General features: G+C 37.8%; 22 protein-coding genes. 9 read left to right on the plus strand and 13 right to left on the minus strand.

What is annotated here, in order from left to right:
* Positions 1-23 precede the first annotated feature (23 nt).
* Positions 24-464 carry a DUF2726 domain-containing protein gene (locus tag DS737_RS10370; RefSeq protein WP_005082012.1) on the plus strand — a complete coding sequence of 147 codons (441 nt, stop codon included), beginning with the start codon at positions 24-26 and terminating at the stop codon, positions 462-464.
* 17 nt (positions 465-481) lie between these two features.
* On the opposite strand, the gene DS737_RS10375 is transcribed toward DS737_RS10370, so the two are convergent.
* The 12 genes from DS737_RS10375 to glnA form a co-directional block, all read right to left on the minus strand.
* Positions 482-694, minus strand: a complete 213-nt coding sequence (locus DS737_RS10375; protein ID WP_004638464.1) for a hypothetical protein — start codon at positions 692-694, stop codon at positions 482-484.
* 103 nt (positions 695-797) lie between these two features.
* A complete protein-coding gene (locus DS737_RS10380) occupies positions 798-2,273 on the minus strand; it encodes an alpha/beta hydrolase (protein ID WP_113997465.1) in 1,476 nt (491 codons plus the stop codon).
* A 110-nt stretch (positions 2,274-2,383) separates the two neighbouring features.
* Positions 2,384-3,265, minus strand: a complete 882-nt coding sequence (gene ubiA, locus DS737_RS10385; protein ID WP_113997466.1) for a 4-hydroxybenzoate octaprenyltransferase — start codon at positions 3,263-3,265, stop codon at positions 2,384-2,386.
* Between the two features lie 14 nt (positions 3,266-3,279).
* A complete protein-coding gene (locus DS737_RS10390; RefSeq protein ID WP_113997467.1) occupies positions 3,280-3,771 on the minus strand; it encodes a chorismate--pyruvate lyase family protein in 492 nt (163 codons plus the stop codon).
* Positions 3,772-3,857: 86 nt separating this feature from the next.
* Positions 3,858-6,734 (minus strand): type I restriction endonuclease subunit R, encoded by a 2,877-nt coding sequence (locus tag DS737_RS10395; RefSeq protein ID WP_113997468.1) that lies wholly within the window; start codon positions 6,732-6,734, stop codon positions 3,858-3,860.
* Positions 6,735-6,760: 26 nt separating this feature from the next.
* Positions 6,761-7,228 carry a GIY-YIG nuclease family protein gene (locus DS737_RS10400; protein WP_113997469.1) on the minus strand — a complete coding sequence of 156 codons (468 nt, stop codon included), beginning with the start codon at positions 7,226-7,228 and terminating at the stop codon, positions 6,761-6,763.
* A 35-nt stretch (positions 7,229-7,263) separates the two neighbouring features.
* Positions 7,264-8,172 carry a GIY-YIG nuclease family protein gene (locus DS737_RS10405; protein WP_113997470.1) on the minus strand — a complete coding sequence of 303 codons (909 nt, stop codon included), beginning with the start codon at positions 8,170-8,172 and terminating at the stop codon, positions 7,264-7,266.
* Positions 8,173-8,275: 103 nt separating this feature from the next.
* The gene (locus tag DS737_RS10410) at positions 8,276-9,397 is read right to left on the minus strand and encodes a PD-(D/E)XK nuclease family protein (protein ID WP_113997471.1); all 1,122 of its coding nucleotides are present in this window, start codon (positions 9,395-9,397) and stop codon (positions 8,276-8,278) included.
* Positions 9,398-9,522: 125 nt separating this feature from the next.
* On the minus strand, positions 9,523-9,981 hold the full coding sequence (locus tag DS737_RS10415; RefSeq protein WP_113997472.1) for a hypothetical protein: 459 nt from the start codon (positions 9,979-9,981) through the stop codon (positions 9,523-9,525).
* 72 nt (positions 9,982-10,053) lie between these two features.
* Positions 10,054-11,313 carry a restriction endonuclease subunit S gene (locus DS737_RS10420; RefSeq protein ID WP_113997473.1) on the minus strand — a complete coding sequence of 420 codons (1,260 nt, stop codon included), beginning with the start codon at positions 11,311-11,313 and terminating at the stop codon, positions 10,054-10,056.
* The gene (locus DS737_RS10425; protein WP_113997474.1) at positions 11,313-12,881 is read right to left on the minus strand and encodes a type I restriction-modification system subunit M; all 1,569 of its coding nucleotides are present in this window, start codon (positions 12,879-12,881) and stop codon (positions 11,313-11,315) included. Before DS737_RS10425 ends, DS737_RS10420 begins: the two co-directional genes overlap by 1 nt.
* Positions 12,882-13,039: 158 nt before the next feature.
* Positions 13,040-14,455 carry a type I glutamate--ammonia ligase gene (gene glnA, locus DS737_RS10430; protein ID WP_171055742.1) on the minus strand — a complete coding sequence of 472 codons (1,416 nt, stop codon included), beginning with the start codon at positions 14,453-14,455 and terminating at the stop codon, positions 13,040-13,042.
* 622 nt (positions 14,456-15,077) lie between these two features.
* On the opposite strand from glnA, the gene DS737_RS10435 reads away from it, so the two are divergent.
* On the plus strand, positions 15,078-15,662 hold the full coding sequence (locus DS737_RS10435) for an anthranilate synthase component II (RefSeq protein WP_075315868.1): 585 nt from the start codon (positions 15,078-15,080) through the stop codon (positions 15,660-15,662).
* Between the two features lie 361 nt (positions 15,663-16,023).
* Positions 16,024-17,385 carry an L-cystine transporter gene (locus DS737_RS10440; RefSeq protein WP_113997475.1) on the plus strand — a complete coding sequence of 454 codons (1,362 nt, stop codon included), beginning with the start codon at positions 16,024-16,026 and terminating at the stop codon, positions 17,383-17,385.
* Between the two features lie 92 nt (positions 17,386-17,477).
* On the opposite strand, the gene DS737_RS10445 is transcribed toward DS737_RS10440, so the two are convergent.
* Positions 17,478-18,272 carry an MOSC domain-containing protein gene (locus DS737_RS10445; protein ID WP_113997476.1) on the minus strand — a complete coding sequence of 265 codons (795 nt, stop codon included), beginning with the start codon at positions 18,270-18,272 and terminating at the stop codon, positions 17,478-17,480.
* Between the two features lie 280 nt (positions 18,273-18,552).
* Here DS737_RS10445 and trpD point away from each other — a divergent pair, with 280 nt between their 5' ends.
* From trpD to DS737_RS10475, 6 genes are all read left to right on the plus strand, one after another.
* Entirely contained in the window at positions 18,553-19,602 is a 1,050-nt protein-coding gene (gene trpD, locus DS737_RS10450; protein ID WP_113997477.1) for an anthranilate phosphoribosyltransferase, read from the plus strand.
* A 9-nt stretch (positions 19,603-19,611) separates the two neighbouring features.
* Positions 19,612-20,418 (plus strand): indole-3-glycerol phosphate synthase TrpC, encoded by an 807-nt coding sequence (trpC, locus tag DS737_RS10455; protein WP_113997478.1) that lies wholly within the window; start codon positions 19,612-19,614, stop codon positions 20,416-20,418.
* Between the two features lie 192 nt (positions 20,419-20,610).
* Positions 20,611-21,084, plus strand: coding sequence for a GNAT family N-acetyltransferase (locus tag DS737_RS10460; RefSeq protein WP_005082003.1), 474 nt, complete (start codon positions 20,611-20,613; stop codon positions 21,082-21,084).
* A 160-nt stretch (positions 21,085-21,244) separates the two neighbouring features.
* Positions 21,245-21,934, plus strand: a complete 690-nt coding sequence (locus tag DS737_RS10465; RefSeq protein ID WP_026056331.1) for a Smr/MutS family protein — start codon at positions 21,245-21,247, stop codon at positions 21,932-21,934.
* Positions 21,935-22,024: 90 nt separating this feature from the next.
* Entirely contained in the window at positions 22,025-22,573 is a 549-nt protein-coding gene (gene folE, locus DS737_RS10470) for a GTP cyclohydrolase I FolE (protein WP_017394508.1), read from the plus strand.
* Positions 22,574-22,587: 14 nt separating this feature from the next.
* Positions 22,588-22,950: a cupin domain-containing protein gene (locus DS737_RS10475; RefSeq protein ID WP_004638451.1), complete on the plus strand. Its 363-nt coding sequence runs from the start codon at positions 22,588-22,590 to the stop codon at positions 22,948-22,950.
* The last annotated feature ends 2 nt before the right edge of the window (positions 22,951-22,952 follow it).

The following is a 22,952-nucleotide window of genomic DNA, read 5'->3' on the forward strand; positions in this document are numbered from 1 at the left end:
TTTTTATTGACACCTAATCTAAAATGTTTGAATCCAGTCAGCTCATATTTTTAATTATTGGAAGTATTAGTGCCCTACTATTATTGGTCAGTTGCTTACGCCCATACTTTTTTAAACAACAGTTTTTTGCTCGCCCTGTCATCACCAACTTTGAATCACAAATGTTTTTAAGGTTACAGCAGGCTTTTCCACAACATCATATTTTGGCGCAGGTTGCTTTTAGCGCCTTGATTACCAGTGATCATTACAAAATTCGAAGCCGCTTTAATCGTAAAGTCACAGACTTTGTAATTTTAGACAAAGATATGCAAGTGATTGCAATTATAGAGTTAGATGATCCTAGCCATATAGGTAAAGAATTAGAAGACAAAAAGCGTGATCACATGTTGCAACAAGCAGGTTATTTAGTACAACGTTATACGCAAATTCCATCTATAAAGCAGTTACAGATGGATATTCGCTAAACTAAACTGATTGAGAATTATTTTTCCAAAGTCGCAGCTTCTTGCTCTGCATTTTTTTGTTGCTCAAATCTTTTTGCTATTTCAGCACGTTGCTGCTCATATTCTCTTTTAGTTTTAGCATCACTTTTCGCCGCTAGAAAAGCCATGCCAACGATAAAAATTGGAATCAACAACCCCAACCCCATCAAAACCCATGGTACAGATCTTTTTTCAACAGCATTTTGACTCATAGCCGATTCCAAAAAGTAATATTTCAAACGAGGCGACACTATAACAAAAAAGAGCCTCAATAAAGAGGCTCTTTTGTCGATTAAAATCAAATCAAACGAGACATTAGTTCTTGCCTGTACAATGAGAATTTTGACTTGCATCCTTATCTGCATCAGTCAAAACAATACCCGTCGCAGCCGACATATGTTCCTGAATAAAATCTACCGCGTTCGCATTTTCACACACAATAGCCTGCGTATGCGTCGCATTCGGTACAATTGTTAATTTATAACGATCAGCATAGTCTGCTTGAGGGAAAAATTTCAAAGCATTCTTTTTCATGTTTGCAAATAAACCTTGCGTAACAACTGGCAATACTGCTTGATCTTTTTCCCCTTGAATAATAAACACTGGTGTTTTTATGACTTGTGATTCAGTAGCATTCGTTGCAGGTTGAGTTTCCACTAAAAATGCTTGAACAACAGAATCTTTTTTGAATTTTTCCAAATCAATACCATAGTCTGCAAGTTTGTGTGTCGGATCACTTAAATAATCCACAATCCCAACTCTAAATTTCTCTTGCAAACCATTTTCGCTATTAGGAGCAGGATAACTTAAACATGCTCCATCATCACCAGTACGACCATAAGCTAACTCCGCAATTTCAGCAGCATTAGCAGTAAAAATATTCTTGTAATCATAATTTGTATGCTTTGCTTTGACTCCAACGCTAGCAAATGCTGCATAAGCTAATAACTCTGCATAACCATAAGCGATTTCATTTATTTTTTCTTGGCCCTGTTCCTCAGTCAAAATTTTATTTGCAACCGCATACCGTACTTGCTGTAAGTTTTCATCCAATCGATTCAAACCATGAGCTTTAGGTTTACCCTCATCATCAAGATTGAACTGTGGATCAATATAAATTTGAATAATTTGTCCTAAACTAGATGCAGGTGCACCAGCAACAGCCCCTTTATAACTATTATCTTTATTTGCAAATTCAGCAATCCCCAATGAAGCATGCCCACCCTGTGATTGCCCTATTGACATCCAACTACCTTGAAGTTGAGAGCCATAACGGTCTTTCAAGGCTTTTACTGCCGCAATTGCAGACACCGATTCACTCTTTAAATTTAAATAAGGATGAATACCTTTTGTACCTAATCCTTCATAATCAGGTGCAATAATCACATATCCTGCTTTTAACAGGGTTTGTGCCAAGATAGAAAAGCGAGGATTCAATACATTTTGACTTGGTGCACAACCATCACCCACACCAACCGTTCCATGCGCCCAAACAACCGTACGATAACCATCAGTTGGCGGAGCAACTTTTGGGAACATCACCATTGCTGTGGCTTTTGCAATTTTCCCCTGCACATCAACCATATTATAAGTCATTACATTGATTGATTTTGCACCAATACTCTCAGCCGCTTCCACTGGAAGCTGAGTTTTATTTGCATCATAAGGAGTTTCAGATAAGTAAGTTGGCACAGAAGTATCAAATTGATTTTTACTATCTCCACCACATGCTGATAAAAATAATGCTGAAATAGAGAACGTTACCGCCAAAGCAATATTTGACCGTTTCATAAAATATCCTTTTAGTCTTTGTCATTTTTTTGTGCATGAAACTACATGCGGTTCTATTAAGGCATAAAAAAAGTGCCCTGCATAGGACACTTTTCAACTAATAAGTCATTTTAAAATACGAAGCTTAAAAAAATTCCAATAAAAATTATCATTCCAACCCAACGATTGTGACGGAATGCCCAAAAGCAAATCTGAGGGTCACGATCTTTAGTTTTTAATGCTTGATACACAAAATCTATTGCGACAACAAACAATGCAAGCAGACCAAAAGGTATAAGTAAGTTTTCTAAATATAGCGCTGCGCCTATCAAAACCAAGCTTAGGGCCTGAAGTAAACCAATGATTTGGATATCATAACGACCGAATAAAATTGCGGTAGATTTCACACCAATTTTCAAATCATATTCACGATCAGTTATGGCATATTGCGTGTCATAGGCTACCGTCCATGCCAAATTACCAAAATATAATAACCAACATATTAAATCCGGTGTTTGTCCGACAGCCGTATAAGCCATGGGAATAGACCACGAGAAAGCAGCACCTAAAAACACTTGAGGCAAGTGAGTATAGCGTTTCATAAAAGGATAGATGAAAGCGAGAAATAACGCTCCAAATGACCAATAAAACGTTTCAATTGGTAAGAAAAATAACAAACAGGCGCTAGCGGCAACTAAAGCTAAAAAAACAAATACAGCCTCTCTCGCTCGAATCACACCGGTCGCTAGCGGTCGAGTTTTTGTACGCTCAACATGAGCATCCACTTTACGGTCTGCAAAATCATTTATCGCACAGCCTGCAGCCCGCATAAACAAAACCCCTAGCAACATCACGAGCAGTATTTTTAAATCAGGAATTCCTTTGGATGCAACCCACAAGGCCCACATCGTTGGCCAAAACACTAATTCTGTACCAATGGGTTTATCAAAACGACATAAATAATAATAGGCTTCTAAACGCTGTCGCCATGTAGTTTGTTGCACCGTATCCATGCGAATCCTTAGAGTCAATGCTGTTCAATAAACTGTTCAAATCTAGGCAGGAAAGTTTCCTGTACGATAAATTTACACCCATGCCAAGTATAACAACTTTGCCGCGCCCAACCTTCTTCGGTATAAATAATTCGTCTTTCACAGGCAGGATTCGTACGTTGAAATAGAAACCAACCAATTGGCTTATTTCGGATGTATTTAAATATTCTGGCTTTTTTTTGTAGGCTAAGAATCGGAAAAATACTCTTTGCTTTCACCCAAGCTTGTGACTCAGAGCCATAAAGATATGTTTCTCTCACCCATGCAATATGATGTGCAGGCATATTCATCCATTTGCTATCATCAAATGCTAAACGCTGATAATGCTCTCTAATACGCTCAACATGAAACTCACCACCACCGAGATCTGTAAGTTGCTGAGTAAGGGAGCCTGATGCGTACAACCATTTTTTTAATGCAGTAGGAATATCTTTTCCTTTTATTCTACTAGGTTGTAAATTTCGCATGCTTAACTCACTAAAAACATCGCGACTAGTTTACATGAATTTTTAAAAAAAATATTTCAAATCCAATCAACTTACTCAGCACGAACCTACATACCTATATAAAACCTTTCAATCAACTGTCGTGTTTTCACCAACAAATTGGTTAATACACTGTCCCGATCAAATAGCTTTACTTTATAGTTGGGCAACTCTTTCATTTCTTCTTTTCTTGGTAAGCGTTTATTGAATTCATAATTATCTAAAACATGTTTCATTACTTCGGGTTTTAGATTTTCTTGTTCACAAAAGTGCTGATAAGCTTGCTCTTTTTCCGCCTCCCAAAACTGAGCAAAAGCTACTTGTACACTTTGCCCATTAATCATTTTTGGCATGTTTTCTTCAATAAATTTTTGTATCAAGTCTTGCTTATCATGCAAGCTAATATCACTACCGATCAGATCTTGTACTTGAGCTTCATATTTCTTACGCTGCTCATCTGTTTCAGCATTCACTGCCATCTGTAAAAGCGTAAGGATATACCCCACATTGATACGGTCACTGTGCAATAAATCTAATTGGAAGTCGACATCATCCAACACAGAGACTTTTTCTTTCTTGGTCGTTTTACGAATCGCACGACAGAGATCAGCATATTTAGATGCAAAATTTGCAAAGTGCTGTTTATCAAGCTTAGTGTCGTCTTGATCATACTCAATGAAGGTTTGTAGCTGGGCGTTGTAACGCATCACTTCACGGAATGCCTTGATGAACTCTAGTTGCTCATCCTCAGTCAGCAAGTCATCCACGGCTTGACAATCAGCAGTAATGGCAAACAGCTTTTCTACCGCTTGTTCATAATCTTGTTTGATTTCATCAAAACTTGGGACAAGAACCGTTTTTCTGGCTTCTTTATTTGAGAATAATGCCAATGCTTCATCTGTTGCACGTTTAAGGTTACGGAAGCTAATGATGTTCCCAAATGGTTTTTTATCATTGTAGACACGGTTTGTACGTGAAAAAGCCTGAATTAGACCATGATATTTAAGGTTTTTATCGACATATAATGTATTCAAGGGCTTTGAGTCAAAACCTGTAAGGAACATATTTACGACCAGTAAAATATCAATCTGCTTTTTCTTTACCCGATCTGCAATATCACGGTAATAAGCATAGAATCCATCACCAGAGTTATAGTTAGTGCCGAACTGAGCATTATAATTGGCAATATAGCGATCCAATTTATCACGACTAGACTGATTTATTTGGTGCGGAGTATCCGTTGATTCTTCTTGAATCAATCCATTTTGGTCATTGTTCTCAACAGCTTCATTCGCACCGTAGGAGAAAATAGTCGCAATGGTGAGAGGTTTAAATAATCGACCTTCCGCTTCATCTTGTTGTTGCTTCTCAGCTTGTACCTTTTCAAACAGTTCATAATACTGCGTTAAGGTATCCACTGAACTGACACAGAACATCGCCGTAAATTCACGGTTTTTGGTTTTGGTATCGTGCGTATCAACGATATAACGAGCAATCATTTCTATTCGCTGCGGATTGTCATAAAGCTCTTTGGTATCTATTCCCTCAACATCTTCGTCATCATCGAGGTTATTCTGCATACCTTTAGCAGTATATTTGCCACGATAATCTATTTGGAACTGCAATACATTGCGGTCTCGAATCGCATCCACAATGACATATTGATGCAAACACTGATTGAATAAATAATCTGTGGTGAGTTTCAAACCTGCTTTAGATTGACTATTTTCCTCAAAGATCGGTGTTCCCGTGAATCCAAACATCTGCGCATTACTAAAAAACTTTTTAATGTTTTGATGGGTATCACCAAATTGGCTACGATGACATTCATCAAAAATGAATACGACTTTTTTGTCTTTTAGATAATCGATCTGTTCTAAATATCGGTCTGTACTAATCGCACGATTTAACTTTTGAATGGTGGTCACGATCAGCTTGTCGTGGCGTTGATCGAGTTGCTTTACCAAAGTATACGTGCTGTCGGTGCTGTCCACACTCTCGGCTTTAAAAGCATTAAACTCGCGTGAAGTCTGGGTATCAAGGTCATTACGATCCACCACAAACAAGACCTTTTCTACATCAGGCATCTTCATGATGAGCTGACTGGCTTTAAATGATGTCAGTGTTTTACCTGAACCTGTGGTATGCCAGATATAGCCATTTTGTTCTGAATTTTGTACATGGGCAATAATCTTTTGCACGGCGTAGATTTGATATGGGCGTAGCACCATCAAACTTTTACTGGTTTCCAGCATTACCATGTATTGAGTCAGCATGTCTGTAAGATGCTGATGATTTAAAAATGCATCAGAAAAGTCGACAATTTCATTGATATGTTTATTGGCAACATCTGCCCAAGGAAAGGCAAACTCAATCCCAGTTGTACCATTAGAATAATAGCGAGTATTTGCACCGTTACTAATGACAAAAAGCTGGATAAAACCAAACAGCCCTTGCCCTGCCCAATATGCTTCACGAATATAGCGTTGCGTTTGATTGAAAGCTTCGGCAATTTCCATGCCTCGTTTTTTCAACTCAATTTGAACTAAAGGCAAACCATTGACCAAGAGCGTGACATCAAAACGGCTGGTTCGACCATTAAAATCACGATGATCTACCGTGATTTGATTGGTGACTTGGTATACGTTTTTGCTTGGGTCATTCGATAAAAAGAAAATGTGCTTGCTTGAACCATCATCAAATTTAACAGGAAACTGGTCACGTAAGTTTTTAGCGCGTTCAAATACAGTGCCTGTATTAAGAAAGCTAATCACCTGCTTCCACTCAGTTTCTGATAATGGTGGAAGTCCATTGGCACGTTCAATTTGTGTTTTGAGATTAGACAGTAGTTGGCGTTCATCCTTGATGGTAACGGTTGCATAGCCCAGTCCTTGCAGTTGTGCAATCAGTTCATTTTCAAGTTGATATTCGCTTTGTACTGTCATTTTTTCTCTCATATTTGAATCAATTATTAGCGTGTACTTTGAGTTGAATAAACCAAAATCTCTTCATTAACCAAATCAATCACCTCTCCTTTAGGCATAATTTCATCGAAATGATCTGCCATAAGTTTCTGATTTAATAAGGGGTGATCATTTTCAATATAATGTTGAATTAATCCCTTTTCTGCTTGATTCAATGCACGCCCTAAATCTGAACGTGTTTTTACTTCAGCAAAAATTAACTTTTTTGCGCCTTGAGGTGTATTTTCTAAACCTTCTATCAAACTTAAGCTGTTAAAATGAGATTTCATTCTAGTACGGATATTCTCAGACTTACCTACATACAGTGCGTATTGTTTTCCACCATATTCTCGATAAAAAATATAAACTCCAGCAATATCTGGAATACATTTTAGGTCTAAATTTTTAATGTTTTCTCGTAAGGTACTAGAACTACCTAATTCGATTGGCTCCATCCAATTCAGTTCAATTTTCATAAAGTTCCCCTTGATATTATGGTGATGATTAATAGTTAAATTTGAATGTCATCTACTTGTTTCTGTTGCCATTCCTCATAAGTTAAATCTGTCCCTAACTGCTTCCAACGTCTTCGTCCATTACTTGAGCGACCAAGTATCACTGCTGCTGCCGCTGAAGGACTTGAAAACAAATGATCTTGATTAAATGTGTAGGTATCTGAAGAAATTATATTATTTTCAAAAAGTCGAGGTCTTAGATTTTTCATATAGTTATGGGTCGGTTGACTTACCTCTCGACGCACTTGAGACCCTTGAAGAACATAAAACTCTCCATCAACTATTTTTGCTTTTGCATTTACATCTTTGATGGCTAGATAAAAATCAGCCCCTACATCTACAGGGATTATATTCGGAATTAAAGAATTAAAACTTGGACGTTTAATTTCTTTTAAAAACTCATAGCCTAAAACTGGCAATATTACTTGAATTTGTTCAAGAAAATATTCCATATCAGCGGTATCAGATTCAGGTAATTTACTGTAATCATGAGATGTTCCGTTCATTAACTGACATTGACCATTCCTGCGTGCAATCTCAATTAAACGACTTTCCAAATACTTTATATGCGTCTTAGTAATATTTTGATCTTTGCCTGTAACCAAACAAACTTTTTCCCAAAAATCTTTACCACCTGCTTCTTCAGTACGATTATGCTGTTTCAATCGATTTGCGACATCATCTGATTCACCAATATACACTTTAGGATAAAGTGGATTTTCAGGATCATAACTTACTAGGAAATATACACCTGTCCGTGAACATTCTTCACGTTGAATGAGTTCTGACAGCTTTGTACGCGGTGCTGAAAGTACATGACCCGTCCAATTAATGATTTCGGCTGTAAGAATCCCATTTGGAGACCCGTCTGCCAAAAACATTTTTATACTTTTCCCGTGTGCCATTATTCTTCCTTCTCAACTCTTAAATTCTATAAATGAAAAAGCTTTTCTATTTCTGCTAAGTCAAACTTACTAAATTTTTGAAATAAATATCATCCTAGAAAATCTACTGTTTCCACTCAAGCTCAACCCGATTCAAAATTTTATGTGTAAAGATGATGTGGTTTGTGACTGTATCCAAATCGAATTCTGAAAAATCCCACTTCAGGCACCACCATTTTCCATTTTGTTCATCCCATTCACTAACAAGTAAGTATTTAGAATCATCTAACAATACTTTAATCTGCTCTCGTAATTCGCTCGTCGGTTTATGAACGTACATACGGACAGAACAACTCATTGGCTTATCATTTAAGCGTAAATATAAAATTGAACTTGAAGCATCCTTCCAATTTTTCCCTCTAAAATAAAAAGCTGGACCACCTCTCCAAGTTTTTTCATTGACTTCAGGTAGATAATTTTCACCTAATGTGATCTGTAGTTGTGTATTAATATGCCTAATAATATCTTGAAAAACGCTTTGCTTTAAATCAATCAATTCTTGAATTTTATACATATTATCGACGATAAAATTTAAACGACTCATATCTATGTCCAATAAATGATTAAAGCTATCTAGGTGTAATAAAAAATCGCGGGCAAAAACAGCCCATTTGTTTAAAGTTTGATTAAATGCATATTGTGATACATGCGGTTTAATCGATGTCGTCAGTTGGGTATAAGACAAACCTAACCAATTCGCTATCGTACATTTACCATTCGGGCATAACACAATGCTGATGAGACGTTTTTCCTGATCTTGTCGATTTTGATACTCAATTTTCTTATTTGCCCAAGCTTCGTATTCTTTAAAAGGATTATTTTGATGATGATACACTTTCACTTCTACAATGATTAAAGCCTTATCAGTTTCCACCCATAGATCAATAAATTTACCTTGATCAGTTACCTGCTGAGTAGACAGTTGCTTAAACTCGCCAAACTCAACGTCTTGATATTGCTCATACTGTTTTAGAGCAGTAATAAAACCTTGATAAAAACTATCCCCTAGTTGATGCTTTCCATTTGGATTGAGAAAGAAAGCCAATAGTTCAGTAATTGGGTTTTCATGGTGATTGTTTAATGCTGTATCAAAAATCGTCATTTCCCGTTCAGGTTTTTTATATTGCTGAGCTTTAAGTAATAAATTCTCATATTTTTTAATCAGTTGGTCTTCTATTTCCTGCATTTTTTTGCTCTATGTTCCTATCTGCTATCACAGATTTTTATATATTTTGAACTGATCATTTTAGTATCAGTTCAAAATATTCCCCTAAAATTTAGTTTTGCTTTCGCCAATATAGGCAATGAAATTTAATTATTGGTTTCACATTTAACTGCTTTCGCAGGTGTAATATTTTTTGCTGAAACAAGTTGGGTTAAGTCTGATCCTTCTGTTTCTTCAACAAACAAGTTGTAATCTTTAATGGTAATGGTTGCCTTACCCTCATACTTGCAAAAGTCTTTTTTAATACTATCTGGCAATTTAAATGTTTTTTTGGCTTGTTCAAAATTGCTAAAGCAGAACCATGCAGTTCGCTCATCACCTTTTGGGCGAGGAACAAGAGCAGAGGATTTTTGATCTGGTTCAAAGCAAATTCCATCGCCCATATACTCTAAATATTCAGGGTCTAAAGTACGTGAGTAAGTTCCTGTTAAGGTCACGTTTCCTTTATAGTGCTTAAAACCAGAAATATCTTTTTGATATTTAAAAGTCTGAGCCTGCGCCAACATTGGCAATGCCATAAATGCAACGAGTATAAGTTTTTTCATCATGATCCTATTTTAAGTTTTATAAAGAATTAAAAAGCAAAGTGACCTTTTTCACTTTGCTGATATAAAATATTAAACAAACATCTGCTGCAACAAACCTTTTTTCCACTGTTTGGCGTGTTCTATTTGCTGTGCAACAACTTCAATTTTCTGGTCAATGCTCGATAGGAAATTGGCAATTTTGGTTTGTTCTTCTAGGCTAGGAAGATAAATTGGTAGTTTTCTTTGCTCTGAAATACCAATGTATAATCTTGTTGCTCCTGTGCATAAATCCAATAAACTTTTTTGAAACTGAGGGGCTTCAAAATAAACTTTTAAAAATTGATTACTGAGTTTTTTAGAGTTAATTACACGATAATAAGTTACTTGTGGTGTAAGCATGATGTATTCCACTTCCAAACTAGGAACAATAGCGATATTACCAATTGTAGCTTTATGCGTAAGTAGGATATCACCTGCTATTGAAAAACCTTTTCTCAAACTATCTGCTTGTTGTTTTGTAATCTTTTTCGAATTTTGAAGATGAACTTTTCCATTTATAACATCAGTAGCCATAATAAATGGAATACCTTCATTTACATAATCTTTAGAAGTAGGATGAATTTCCCCATGATTACCATCCATAGGCTTTTCAATTACTTCTCTATCAACTAAATCTTGAATAGTTAAAAGTTCCCACTCCCCAAACTCACTACCATCACCCGCTTCAAACCGAATCTGTTGACTAAACAACTTCTGCATCATACCTTGTTTATATTGGCTGAGTAGCTTATGTTTTTGCGTGAGTTGGTTAATTTTTTCATCGACTGCTGAAAGGAAAAAGGCGATTTGGGTTTGTTCTAAATTACAAGGAAAGTTGAATATAAGTTTATTTAGATTAGCAATGGTTAATGCTTTTTGTGTTGACCCAATTGCGCTAGCTAATACATCATTTTTCTTTGAATCTAAAAGAATCATCATGAATTTAGGATCGGCTTTAATATCTTTCAACCAAATTAGATTCCCATCTTTAAAGTAAAAATCATAATTTGTATTAACTAGATAGGTATTAGCTAAAGTACCTACTGCCGTTATTAAAATTTCATTATTTTTTGGGGCACCATATTTTTCTTTAAACTCATTAAATTGGTTATGAGAAATATACAAAATATCTGAAGGAAAAACTCCAGATTTTAATTCTGTAATTTCTTTACCCCTAAAAAATGGAATTCCATCAGGAACATAGTCTGCTAAATGGACTCTTTTACTTGAAGTGAGATTAGCTAACTCTGACAGTGATTTAATACTCCAATCCCCATCAAACTCTTTAAACCGTAACTTAGGTACAGACATTACTTCACCTCCGCAAACGGCGAAGCAATCCCAAGCTCTTTACAAAACTCGCTAATTACGGCATCAGTCTTTTGGCTTTCAACTTCCAAAACCTGTAACGCTTGAGCAATCGCATCAAGATCAATCTCATCCTCAGCTTCAAAGGTATCGACATAACGCGGAATATTCAGGTTAAAGTCGTTTTCTTTCACTTCTTTTAAAGTCGCCACATGCGCATACTTTTCAATATTCTGACGGTTTTCAAATGCGCCAATAATATTATCTAAATGCTCAGGCAATAACTTGTTTTGATTTTTCTGCTTCTCAAACTCATTGCTGGCATCAATAAACAAAATATTGTCTTTATGCTCACGGTTTTTCTTCAACACCAAAATACAAGTCGGAATCGACGTACCATAGAAAATATTGGCAGGTAAACCAATGATGGTATCAATCACATTGAGCTGTTCAATCAAGTATTGACGAATTACACCCTCACTCGAACCACGGAATAAAACACCGTGTGGCAGCACAACTGCCATCGTGCCGTGCTCATCCAGTTGATGCAGCATGTGCTGAACAAATGCCATATCCGCTTTAGAGCTTGGCGCAAGTTTGCCATAAGCCGCAAAACGTTCATCTTGTAAAAATAACGGATCAGCAGACCATTTTGCTGAAAATGGCGGATTGGCAACCACCGCATCAAAACGCTTGTCCAAATGCTGGGGACGAATCAAGGTATCTTCTTGCTTAATATCGAATTTGGCAAAATGCACATCATGCAAAATCATGTTCATACGAGCCAAGTTGTAGGTAGTACGGTTCATTTCCTGACCGTAAATCATATCGACATCTTGCACTTCACGCTTTACACGTAACAACAACGAACCAGAACCACAAGTCGGGTCATAAACAGAACGTAAACGGGTTTTTCCTTGCGTCACGATCTTCGCCAGTAAAGTCGATACCGTTTGAGGCGTATAGAATTCCCCTGCTTTTTTACCTGCACCTGATGCAAACTCACCAATCAGGTATTCATAAGCATCACCCAATACATCCGATTCAGTATTGGAAATATCAAAATCAATATCGTCTAAATGACTGAGAACCTTTGCCACAAGCTCATTACGATCACTCGCCGTATTTCCGAGCTTGGTCGAATTTAGATCAAGGTCTTCAAACAGATTGGCAAAGTCATCGGCAGAGTCTGAACCCAGCGTACTTTGTTCAATGGCTTTTAGCGTTGCAGCCAAATCATCTAAAATAAATTCGCCTTTACGACCACGTTCAGCAAGCGTATGGAATAGTTGCTTTGGTGTCAGCGCATAGCCGACTTCTTCAATGGCATTCTTTTTAATTTCTTCAATGTACGGCAAATGTTCTGCATTGTTTTCATCAAGCTCTAAAAAGCCAATGTCTTCACCATCCAACAATTCATTGGCAAAATTAACCGCTTTTTCAGATAAATATTTGAAGAAAATAAACCCAAGAATATAGTCACGAAACTCATCTGCACCCATTTTGCCACGTAAGGTATTGGCAATATTCCATAGTTGTTTTTGTAGTTGTTGCAGTTGTACTTGGGTCATTGTAAGCCTGTTTCTTCGCATATCTCTTAATAAAGTGAGTGTACAAAATTTTGAAGCTTTTTAGTTGGATTCTTTACTGAATACGTCAACAAGTGTCGTTATAAAAATCAACAGCATAAAAAAACTCGCCGAAGCGAGTTTTTTTTATTTGGGATGTATTACAAGCTGTAGTACATATCAAATTCAACTGGGTGAGTAGTCGTGTTAAGACGACGTACATCTTCAGTTTTAAGTTCGATATATGCATCAAGCATTTCTTTAGTGAACACACCGCCTTTCAACAAGAACTCGTGATCAGCTTTAAGCGCTTCAAGAGCCATATCTAAGCTATGAGCAACTGTTGGGATTTTTGCTTCTTCTTCAGGAGGAAGATCATATAAGTTCTTATCAGCAGCTTCACCTGGGTGGATCTTGTTTTGAATACCATCAAGACCAGCCATCAACAATGCTGCAAAACCTAAGTATGGGTTCATCATTGGATCAGGGAAACGAGCTTCGATACGCTTACCTTTAGGGCTTGAAACGTATGGAATACGGATAGATGCAGAACGGTTACGTGCTGAGTAAGCAAGCATGATTGGTGCTTCGTAGTGAGGAACCAAACGCTTATAAGAGTTTGTAGATGGGTTGGTAATCGCATTCAATGCACGCGCGTGCTTGATTACACCACCAATGAAGAACAATGCCATTTCAGATAAACCAGCATATTCATCACCAGCAAACAAGTTCTTGCCATCTTTAGAGATAGACATGTGAACGTGCATGCCAGAACCGTTATCACCTACCATTGGCTTAGGCATGAAAGTTGCTGTTTTGCCATATTGGTGAGCAACGTTCCAAACAGCATATTTGAACTGTTGAACTTCGTCTGCTTTACGAACCATTGTATTGAAGCTCACACCAATTTCTAATTGGCAAGATGCAACTTCGTGGTGATGTACTTCTACACGACCAGGTCCCATGATGTCTTCGATACGTGCACACATTTCAGCACGCATGTCTTGATGAGAATCAACTGGAGGAACTGGGAAGTAACCACCCTTAACACGAGGACGGTGACCTGAGTTACCAGCTTCGAAATCTTTGCCAGTAGACCAAGCTGCTTCTTCAGCGATCAGCGTATGACGAGCGCCAGACATGTCGATGTCCCACTTCACTTCGTCAAAAACAAAGAATTCTGGTTCTGGACCAAAGAATGCAGTATCACCGATACCAGTAGATTTTAAGTATTCTTCTGCACGACGAGCAATCGAACGTGGGTCACGCTCGTAACCTTGGCCAGTAGATGGCTCAATTACGTCACAAGTCACAACAACTGTAGGCTCAGCAAAGAACGGGTCAAGGAAACCTGTTTCAGCGTCTGGACGTAAGATCATGTCCGAAGCTTCAATGCCTTTCCAACCAGAGATTGAAGAACCATCAAACATTTTACCGTCTTCAAATGTATCTTCATCAATTGTATCTGCTGGGTAAGTTACATGTTGCTCTTTACCCTTAGTATCAGTAAAGCGAAAATCGACCCATTTTGCGCCACTTTCTTTGATGAGTTGAAGGACCTTGTTCGCCATGCTCATTTGCTCCAATGAAATTTATATGCACTTGTTAAGTGCGTGTTAGCTGTTGGTTTATAATAAGCAATTACCATACCAACAATTTTAAAGCATACTTAAAACATTGAAATTCTTTGTAGAAAAAATATTTTAAGCTCCATGTCCTATGTCTATTCGCATGTCTGCAATCGCAAATGCACCATATTCACACATTTATATTTTAAGCCGTCCCTAAAAAAGGCTTATTGAACCAAAATGGTGCAATACATGTAACAAAGAACTATTGTAGTGCTATTTATGCCACGTATCGTTTGCATAAAATTGACTTTTTATATCATTCTTTTCAACATCAATCCAATCAATTCATTTAGACTTTTGATTCACTTGTTGCTTATTTTGACAAAGTATTCAATTTGAAATAATTCTTGTGGTTTTTTAAGAGTTTTTTTTAATTAATTAATTAATTTTTTGATTTTCCTATCTGCCTGAAATATTCAGCATTGGCCATCGGTTTTTGGTATGATGATTTCCCACTATCTTGATCACCCTCCATACTTAGACATTGTTGGTGGCTGAACATTGATACCGAGATTATTTTTTAGAATTCAATCGCACAAAAGTGCTTATTTTCAAAAAGGTTATAATCATGCTTCTAATGATTGACAACTATGACAGCTTTACTTACAACATCGTTCAATACTTTGGTGAATTGAATCAAGAAGTAAAAGTTGTTCGTAATGATCAAGTCACATTAGAGGATATTGAGCGATGGCAGCCAAAATACCTCGTTATTGGTCCTGGTCCATGCTCACCAAGTGAAGCAGGAATTTCAATTCCTGCAATCAACCACTTTGCAGGAAAAATACCTTTACTCGGTGTATGTTTAGGTCATCAAGCGATTGGTCAAGCATTTGGCGGTAACATCATACGTGCCAAAACAGTGATGCATGGTCGTTTGTCTGATATGTACCATAGTGATAAAGGAATTTTTAGCCACCTTCCTTCTCCATTTGCAGCAACACGTTATCACTCTCTTGTGATCGAGCAAGAAACATTGCCTGATTGTCTAGAAGTGACGTGTTGGACCAATCAAGCCGATGGCACGATTGAAGAGATTATGGGTGTTAAGCACAAAACCCTCCCTGTTGAAGGTGTTCAGTTCCATCCTGAATCTATCTTGAGTCAACACGGGCATCAAATTTTCAAAAATTTCTTAGATATCTATGCTTAAAACTGTAAAAGAATTTCGTGCATAAGTCTGACAGCCTATTCATCTTGAATAGGCTGTTTTAATTTTAAACATCTAAAAACAATAAATAACTACTCTCTATCAATAATTTTTTATATTTTAAAATTAACATACTGCCTGTATTAACTTAGAACAAATCATTCTATTTCAATAATTAATGTATTTTTCACATTAAAAAAGAAAATTAATTAAAGCCATCGCCAAGCGTCTAAAAAGTGCTTTTTAATTTTTTCGATTAACTATAGTCATAGGAATGATTAAGCTTTCAGGGTAACACGATGCTAAAATTAAAATCATTATTTATAGCTTCTGGCTCCCTGAATCATCTATCAGGACACCTCTTGTGAACACACTCGTTTTATTGAATATTCTTGTTTTTATCTTGCTTTTGGCTGGATTATTTTTTACCAATCGCCATGACTGGAGTCTAGCCAAAAAAGTATTGATCGGAATGCTGATTGGTATCATTTTCGGTTTAGGTCTCAAAACCATTTACGGTGAAGGCACTGTACTCGATCAATCGGTGGCATGGTTCAACATCGTTGGTAATGGTTATGTACAACTGTTACAGATGGTGGTTATGCCACTTATTTTCATCTCGATTTTAAGTGCTGTTGTTAAATTACATCAGACCACCTCATTGGGAAAAATCAGCATTTTAGTGATTGGTATTTTACTCTTCACCACAGCGATCGCTGCCTTTGTAGGAATCAGCGTTACCAATCTCTTTGGTTTAACAGCAGAAGGTTTGGTCCAAGGCGTTCGTGAAACAGAACGTTTAGCGGCGATTGAAAGCCAGTATATTGGACAAGTTGCCAATCTCGATATTCCGAAGCTGCTGCTTTCATTGTTTCCGCAGAATCCATTTGCGGATTTAACAGGTGTTCGCCCTACCGCAATCATTAGTGTGGTTATTTTTTCTGCGTTCTTAGGTGTTGCAGCCTTAAAGCTCATGGAGAAAGACAAAATTAATGGGGAGCGAATTCGACACGGGATCGACGCATTACAAGCATTAATTATCAGTCTAGTTCGCTTAGTTATGCAATTCACGCCTTATGGTGTACTTGCATTGATGACCAAAATGGTGGTAACGGCAAACCTCGCCGACATCATCAAACTCGGTGAATTTGTCATCGCTTCTTATTTGGGGCTGATCATCATGCTTCTGGTACATGCACTGATTCTATTGTTTGTACGCGTTAACCCAATCGACTTTTTCAAAAAAGCATTCCCTGTTTTAAGCTTTGCGTTTATCAGTCGTTCTAGTGCAGCAAGTATTCCCTTAAATATAGAAACACAAACAAAGCAACTTGGTGTACCTGAAGGTATTGCCAGTTTTTCAGCTTCGTTTGGTGCGACCATTGGGCAAAATGGTTGTGCAGGCTTATATCCAGCCATGTTGGCGGTAATGGTTGCTCCCACTGTCGGTATTAACCCACTCGACCCTTTATGGATTGCACAATTGGTGATTATTGTGACACTCAGCTCTATTGGCGTAGCTGGTGTGGGTGGTGGTGCAACATTTGCAGCATTGATTGTTCTACCGATTATGGGACTTCCAGTAACACTGGTTGCCCTGCTCATTTCGATTGAACCACTGATTGATATGGGACGTACTGCATTAAATGTAAACGGTTCAATGACTGCTGGTACCGCCACCAGTCAACTGCTTGGCGTGAGAGAACCAGTAGACGATCAGCAATAACGTCATCAACTCTAATTCTAGTAAAAATGCCAATCGACATCGATTGGCATTTTTCATTTTGAAGATCAATAAAAGATAGGTTTAAGATATCGTTATTTTAAAATTTGAATTTCTTGTCCAAGTGAAATCGCTCCGATCCCTCGATGCAATGCATTTTGTCCCATCATGACTTTATTACCTTGCTTCCGATACGCCAGCATGGCTTGCATAACTTCAGGTTGTTTTTGGCTGGTTTTTAAATCAATCGTCGGAATAACACAACGAGAACATGGCTTAACCAAATCAAATTTAATCTCACCAATCTGAATCTGTTTCCAGTGATCCTCAGCAAATGCTTCACAATCTGAAATCACAATATTAGGTCTAAACCGTTGCACACCTAATGGAAATCCAACCTTTTCAGCAAGAAATTCTACCGAAGCCTCACCAATAATTAGAAAAGGAAAACCATCAGCAAAACCAACGCGATCACCTTGCTGTGCATATTCCAAATCGACTTGTCGCAAGGTTCTCTGTGGCATAAAGACCAAACACGCTTCCCGTCCTAATATCTGACTGAACCATTGATTTACAGGATGATCTATACGGTTGCCTTGCAATTGATCTTGCCATACTGTGATCAGACGATCATCAACCCGTCCTTGTGCTTCCTCAAGACTTAAAGTTACCTCATCGCCTTGGAATTCAAAACGTACTGTCTCCGCAAATACCTCGACACTGATCTGTCCCATAATCGCGCACTGACGCTGAGTTATAAAACGTCCTTCATGATCCACTAGCATCCACCTACGATCCCATTTTGGTCCGAAAGAATCGATTTCCATCTCAGTTAGTGCGTTACCACGTAATGACTTGACTGGATAATGAAAAAGTTGACTCACATGCACGATGAAATACCTTTAAGAACAGTTAGAATAATTAAAAAACAATGAAGCTGGGTTATGACAAATATCTTTTTATAATGATTCAAAATTATAACAACTAAACTAAAGTTTAGCAGCCATGCCGTTTTAGGTCCGAACATGTAAGTGAAATATCAACGTAGTCTGTAAAATCTAAACTATTTTCTGATAACATAACGCCTGACGTATGTAAGTCAGTAGTCATGAATACCGTCATTCACCACATTCCTTCAAAACATTAGAGCATGAATGCTATATCCAAATTATGAATATTCAACAGGCACTTAATCACATTACAAAAAATATCCATTTGACTCAAACACAAATGGAAGATGTCATGCGAAGTATCATGCAAGGCGAAGCAACCGATGCTCAGATTGGCGCATTGATGATGGGCCTACGTATGAAAGGTGAAAGCATTGACGAGATCACCGCAGCAGCACGGATCATGCGAGAGTTTGCAATCAAGATTGATGTGAGTGATATCCCCCATCTTGTGGATATTGTGGGAACAGGTGGAGACGGACAAAATTTATTTAATGTTTCTACAGCCTCAAGCTTTGTGATTGCCGCCGCTGGCGCAACGATTGCAAAGCATGGTAATCGCGGTGTTTCAAGTAAATCTGGATCATCAGATGTACTTGAAAAAATGGGCATTCAACTTGATTTAGACATGCAACAAACTGAACGCTGCATCCGTGAAATGGGTGTGGGTTTTCTGTTTGCACCGAATCACCATAAAGCCATGAAGTATGCTGTTGCACCACGTCGTGAGCTTGGGATTCGAAGCATTTTCAATTTACTCGGTCCGTTAACCAACCCTGCAGGCGTGAATCGATTTGTGATTGGCGTATTTTCAGATGAGCTTTGTCGCCCTATTGCGGAAGTTTTAAAACAACTCGGTGCAGTACATGTATTGGTTGTACATTCAAGAGATGGCCTAGATGAAATCAGTCTCGCTGCGCCTACAGCCATAGCTGAATTAAAAGATGGCGAAATCACAGAGTGGACACTCACCCCTGATGATGTTGGCATTCCATCACAAACACTGACAGGTTTAGTGGTCAACAGTTCTGAAGAAAGCTTAAAATTGATTAAAGATGCTTTGGGTCGTGATAAATCTGAAATCGGTGAAAAAGCCGCAAATATGATCGCACTGAATGCAGCCGCAGGCATATATGTTGCTGGTCTTACCAACACCTATAAACAAGCAGTTGAACTGGCTCAAGATATTCTTTACGGTGGTCAAGCCCTAGAAAAAATGAGTATTTTGGCTGAATTTACCAAAACATTGAAACAATATCAGGCAGACTAAGGATTTCTCATGATCGATATTCAAAATACCATTCTCGGTAAAATTGTTGACCGCAAACATGAGGAACTTGCTGCACGCTTAAAACAACGTAGCTTGCATGATGTTGAACAATGGGCAAAAGAAGCAACACCTGTTCGTGGTTTTGCGAATGCTTTGCAGCATAAACGTCCTGCTGTGATTGCTGAAATTAAAAAAGCCTCTCCATCTAAAGGCATCATTCGTGCAGATTTCAATCCTGCTGAGATTGCCCAACAGTACGAGCAGGCAGGTGCTGCTTGCTTATCCGTATTAACGGATGTGGATTTTTTCCAAGGTGCAGATGAAAATATTGCGATTGCACGCAACCACTGTGCCCTGCCTGCATTACGCAAAGATTTCTTGATTGATCCCTATAATGTCGTTGAAGCAAGAGCTTTACATGCCGATTGTATTTTATTAATCGTGGCATGTTTATCGGATCAACAGCTTGAGGAAATGTCAAAAACTGCATTTGAACATCAACTAGATGTATTGGTTGAAGTGCATGATGAAGCTGAACTCGAACGTGCATTAAAGCTTTCTGAGCAATGTATTTTGGGTGTGAATAACCGTAATTTAAAAACTTTTGATGTAGATTTAAATACATCATTACGTTTGAAGAAATTACTACCTACTTCTCGTGTTTTGGTCACTGAAAGTGGAATTGCCACGCCTGCTGATGTTGAAATGATGCAAGCTAATGATATTTATACTTTCCTTGTTGGTGAAAGTTTTATGAAACAGCCTCGTCCTGATGTGGCGTTTGGTGAATTGTTTGGTAAGCCTGAGCAAGTTTAAGTTTTAATGGTTCAGGGTAAAGATTCTTGCCCTGATCCTTAAACATTACACAACACAATGAATAGCAGTAAAGATAAACACTCATAATAAATAATATTTAACATTAAGTGATGATCCAAATAAATAATAAGCTATCTTTTATTTCTAACACCTCATAATATCTTTTAAATTTAATATCTATAGGAGAAAATTTTGAGTATCCATTTTGAACGTTTAAGCCATATTGACATTAAAGATATTATTGAAATAAATACGAATGAACGTGTGCTTGAACAAATGCCTTTAGCACAAGATATTGTTTTCGACCACCAACAATGCATTGCTTGGGTGAAGGCTAAAGAAAAGCATTGGGATGAATACGGTTATGGTATTTGGGCATTCTTGCTTGGCGATAATTTTGTTGGTTGGGGAGGACTACAGTTTGAAAATGGTGATCCAGATTTAGCTTTAGTTCTGCATCCGCGATATTGGGGGCTAGGCAAGAAAATTTTCAAGCAAATTGTTAATATAGCTTTTAATGAATATAAATTTAATTCCATCACGATTTTGCTCCCACCTTCAAGAAATAAACTAAAAGCGATTTATTTATTAGGGTTCAAATTTGATGGTGAAGTCACAATAGATAATCAACTTTTTATCCGATATAGATTATATAAGCCCAACTGAATAAAGTAGACTATATACAATTAAGTCAATATTTTAACTTAGATTTTTGATTTTCTCTCAAATGTAATATTAACCTCCATGAATGTATTTAGTTCAAATTCCAGTAGATTCGGACTATAATTTTACACCTCTCTCGTATCTTGCATATTTCCATAAAATTATGAGTAAACATGATTCATCGCTTTCTAAAGATCAGTTTAATTTACTGAAAGCCTTTAAAAAGCAGATCTCAAATCCTCAATCCAGCAAACTTAGTCAACAAGCTGAGTCAAAAAAAGCTCAGGCGGTTGAAGAAGAATTGGAAGATACCGAGCTTTTTAAAAAAGCACTGTCGGGTGTAAAACCGATTGATAATGGCAATATCGCACAGCTTCGGACTAAACCTTCAAAGAAAGTAGATGCCCAAATTTTGGCAAAGCGCGCAGCAGCAGAAGGTGGTGCTGAGCAAGAACTTACTGAGATTTCGGATACTCAAGCGATTTTAAATCCTGTGGCAAGCCAAGCTGCTCTTAGTTATCGCATTGCGACACTACAGCACAAAGTATTTGAAGATTTAAAAGCAGGTAAAATTCGCTGGTTTGAAGCGGTGGATTTACACGGTTGTACCGTTGAACAAGCACGCGCAGCAGTTTTGCAAATCATTCAGATGGCTAAAGACGAAAATCAAAATGTCATCAAAATCGTACATGGAAAAGGCCCGGAAGCGATTTTAAAAACCTATGTAAACGGTTGGCTCAGACAACACCGTGATGTACTGGCATTTGTCAGCGCCCCTGAAAACCAAGGTGGTACTGGCGCAGTTTTAGTACTATTAAAACGTGCAGAAAAGAACCCAAAGTACAAACAATAATCGGTACTTAGATCAAAGTTAATTTTTCTAGCGGTTTTCTGATACAATTCCCGTTTTGTTCAACCCACCTAAGTGAACATTGTTATGTCTATGCAGCAATCGTACGCAAATATCTTAACTGCCGTTGGTGAAGATCTTACTCGCCCAGGTCTACAAGATACACCTATGCGTGCGGCTAAAGCTTTCTCATTTTTAACTTCTGGCTATAGCAAAACGCTTGCTGAAGTAACAAATAGTGCTGTCTTTCCATCCGATAACCATGAAATGGTATTGGTTAAAAATATCGAATTTTATTCACTTTGTGAGCATCACCTGCTTCCATTTTATGGGCGTGTGCATATTGCCTACTTGCCTGAAGGTCAGGTTCTCGGATTATCAAAATTTGCACGTATTACTGAAATGTTTGCACGTCGTTTACAGATTCAGGAGAATTTGACTCAGCAAATCGCAGAAGCGGTTGCAGAAGTCACACAGGCACGTGGTGTAGCTGTAGTTATCGACTCAGCGCATATGTGCATGATGATGCGTGGTGTTGGCAAACAAGAGTCAACCACACGTACCGTTTCTTTTGTCGGTGATTTTAAAACAGACAAAGATGCACGTCGTGAATTTTTAAGTGCCGTTCCAGAAAGTTATTAAACTGAGCATTAACCATGTCATCTCTTCACTTAGCAGGTTTTGGTGAATTATCTCAACCTGAAGCGAGTATTGATTACCCACGTCCCGATCGTCTGGTCACGGGAAATCCAAAACGCCTGACTTATAGTCTATATGAACATCCTCATATGGACTGTGGAATTTGGCAGTGTGAGGTGGGAGCTTGGAATATCCAGTTTGCGGACAATAAACAAGAGTTCTTTCAAGTCATTGAAGGTGTCGTGCGAATCCACGATGCCAAAACAGCTTCATTTGTTGAAGTGACCGCTGGAAATGCAGGCATTATTCCTCCTGCATTTGTAGGTACATTTGAAGTGGTTGAAACAGTTAAAAAATACTATGTAATTGTTGAAGTGTAAGC

Source organism: Acinetobacter haemolyticus (assembly GCF_003323815.1).
Lineage (GTDB): Bacteria > Pseudomonadota > Gammaproteobacteria > Pseudomonadales > Moraxellaceae > Acinetobacter > Acinetobacter haemolyticus.

Bases quoted from the DNA above. Each gene is read 5' to 3' on its own strand.
- DS737_RS10410 (WP_113997471.1), bottom strand. From the start codon at position 9,397: ATGCAGGAAATAGAAGACCAACTGATTAAAAAATATGAGAATTTATTA.
- DS737_RS10405 (WP_113997470.1), bottom strand. From the start codon at position 8,172: ATGGCACACGGGAAAAGTATAAAAATGTTTTTGGCAGACGGGTCTCCA.
- DS737_RS10435 (WP_075315868.1), top strand. From the start codon at position 15,078: ATGCTTCTAATGATTGACAACTATGACAGCTTTACTTACAACATCGTT.
- ubiA (WP_113997466.1), bottom strand. From the start codon at position 3,265: ATGGATACGGTGCAACAAACTACATGGCGACAGCGTTTAGAAGCCTAT.
- DS737_RS10420 (WP_113997473.1), bottom strand. From the start codon at position 11,313: ATGTCTGTACCTAAGTTACGGTTTAAAGAGTTTGATGGGGATTGGAGT.
- DS737_RS10400 (WP_113997469.1), bottom strand. From the start codon at position 7,228: ATGAAAATTGAACTGAATTGGATGGAGCCAATCGAATTAGGTAGTTCT.
- DS737_RS10475 (WP_004638451.1), top strand. From the start codon at position 22,588: ATGTCATCTCTTCACTTAGCAGGTTTTGGTGAATTATCTCAACCTGAA.
- DS737_RS10380 (WP_113997465.1), bottom strand. From the start codon at position 2,273: ATGAAACGGTCAAATATTGCTTTGGCGGTAACGTTCTCTATTTCAGCA.
- DS737_RS10395 (WP_113997468.1), bottom strand. From the start codon at position 6,734: ATGACAGTACAAAGCGAATATCAACTTGAAAATGAACTGATTGCACAA.
- DS737_RS10370 (WP_005082012.1), top strand. From the start codon at position 24: ATGTTTGAATCCAGTCAGCTCATATTTTTAATTATTGGAAGTATTAGT.
- DS737_RS10390 (WP_113997467.1), bottom strand. From the start codon at position 3,771: ATGCGAAATTTACAACCTAGTAGAATAAAAGGAAAAGATATTCCTACT.
- DS737_RS10375 (WP_004638464.1), bottom strand. From the start codon at position 694: ATGAGTCAAAATGCTGTTGAAAAAAGATCTGTACCATGGGTTTTGATG.
- trpD (WP_113997477.1), top strand. From the start codon at position 18,553: ATGAATATTCAACAGGCACTTAATCACATTACAAAAAATATCCATTTG.
- trpC (WP_113997478.1), top strand. From the start codon at position 19,612: ATGATCGATATTCAAAATACCATTCTCGGTAAAATTGTTGACCGCAAA.
- DS737_RS10465 (WP_026056331.1), top strand. From the start codon at position 21,245: ATGAGTAAACATGATTCATCGCTTTCTAAAGATCAGTTTAATTTACTG.
- DS737_RS10415 (WP_113997472.1), bottom strand. From the start codon at position 9,981: ATGAAAAAACTTATACTCGTTGCATTTATGGCATTGCCAATGTTGGCG.
- glnA (WP_171055742.1), bottom strand. From the start codon at position 14,455: ATGAGCATGGCGAACAAGGTCCTTCAACTCATCAAAGAAAGTGGCGCA.
- folE (WP_017394508.1), top strand. From the start codon at position 22,025: ATGCAGCAATCGTACGCAAATATCTTAACTGCCGTTGGTGAAGATCTT.
- DS737_RS10425 (WP_113997474.1), bottom strand. From the start codon at position 12,881: ATGACCCAAGTACAACTGCAACAACTACAAAAACAACTATGGAATATT.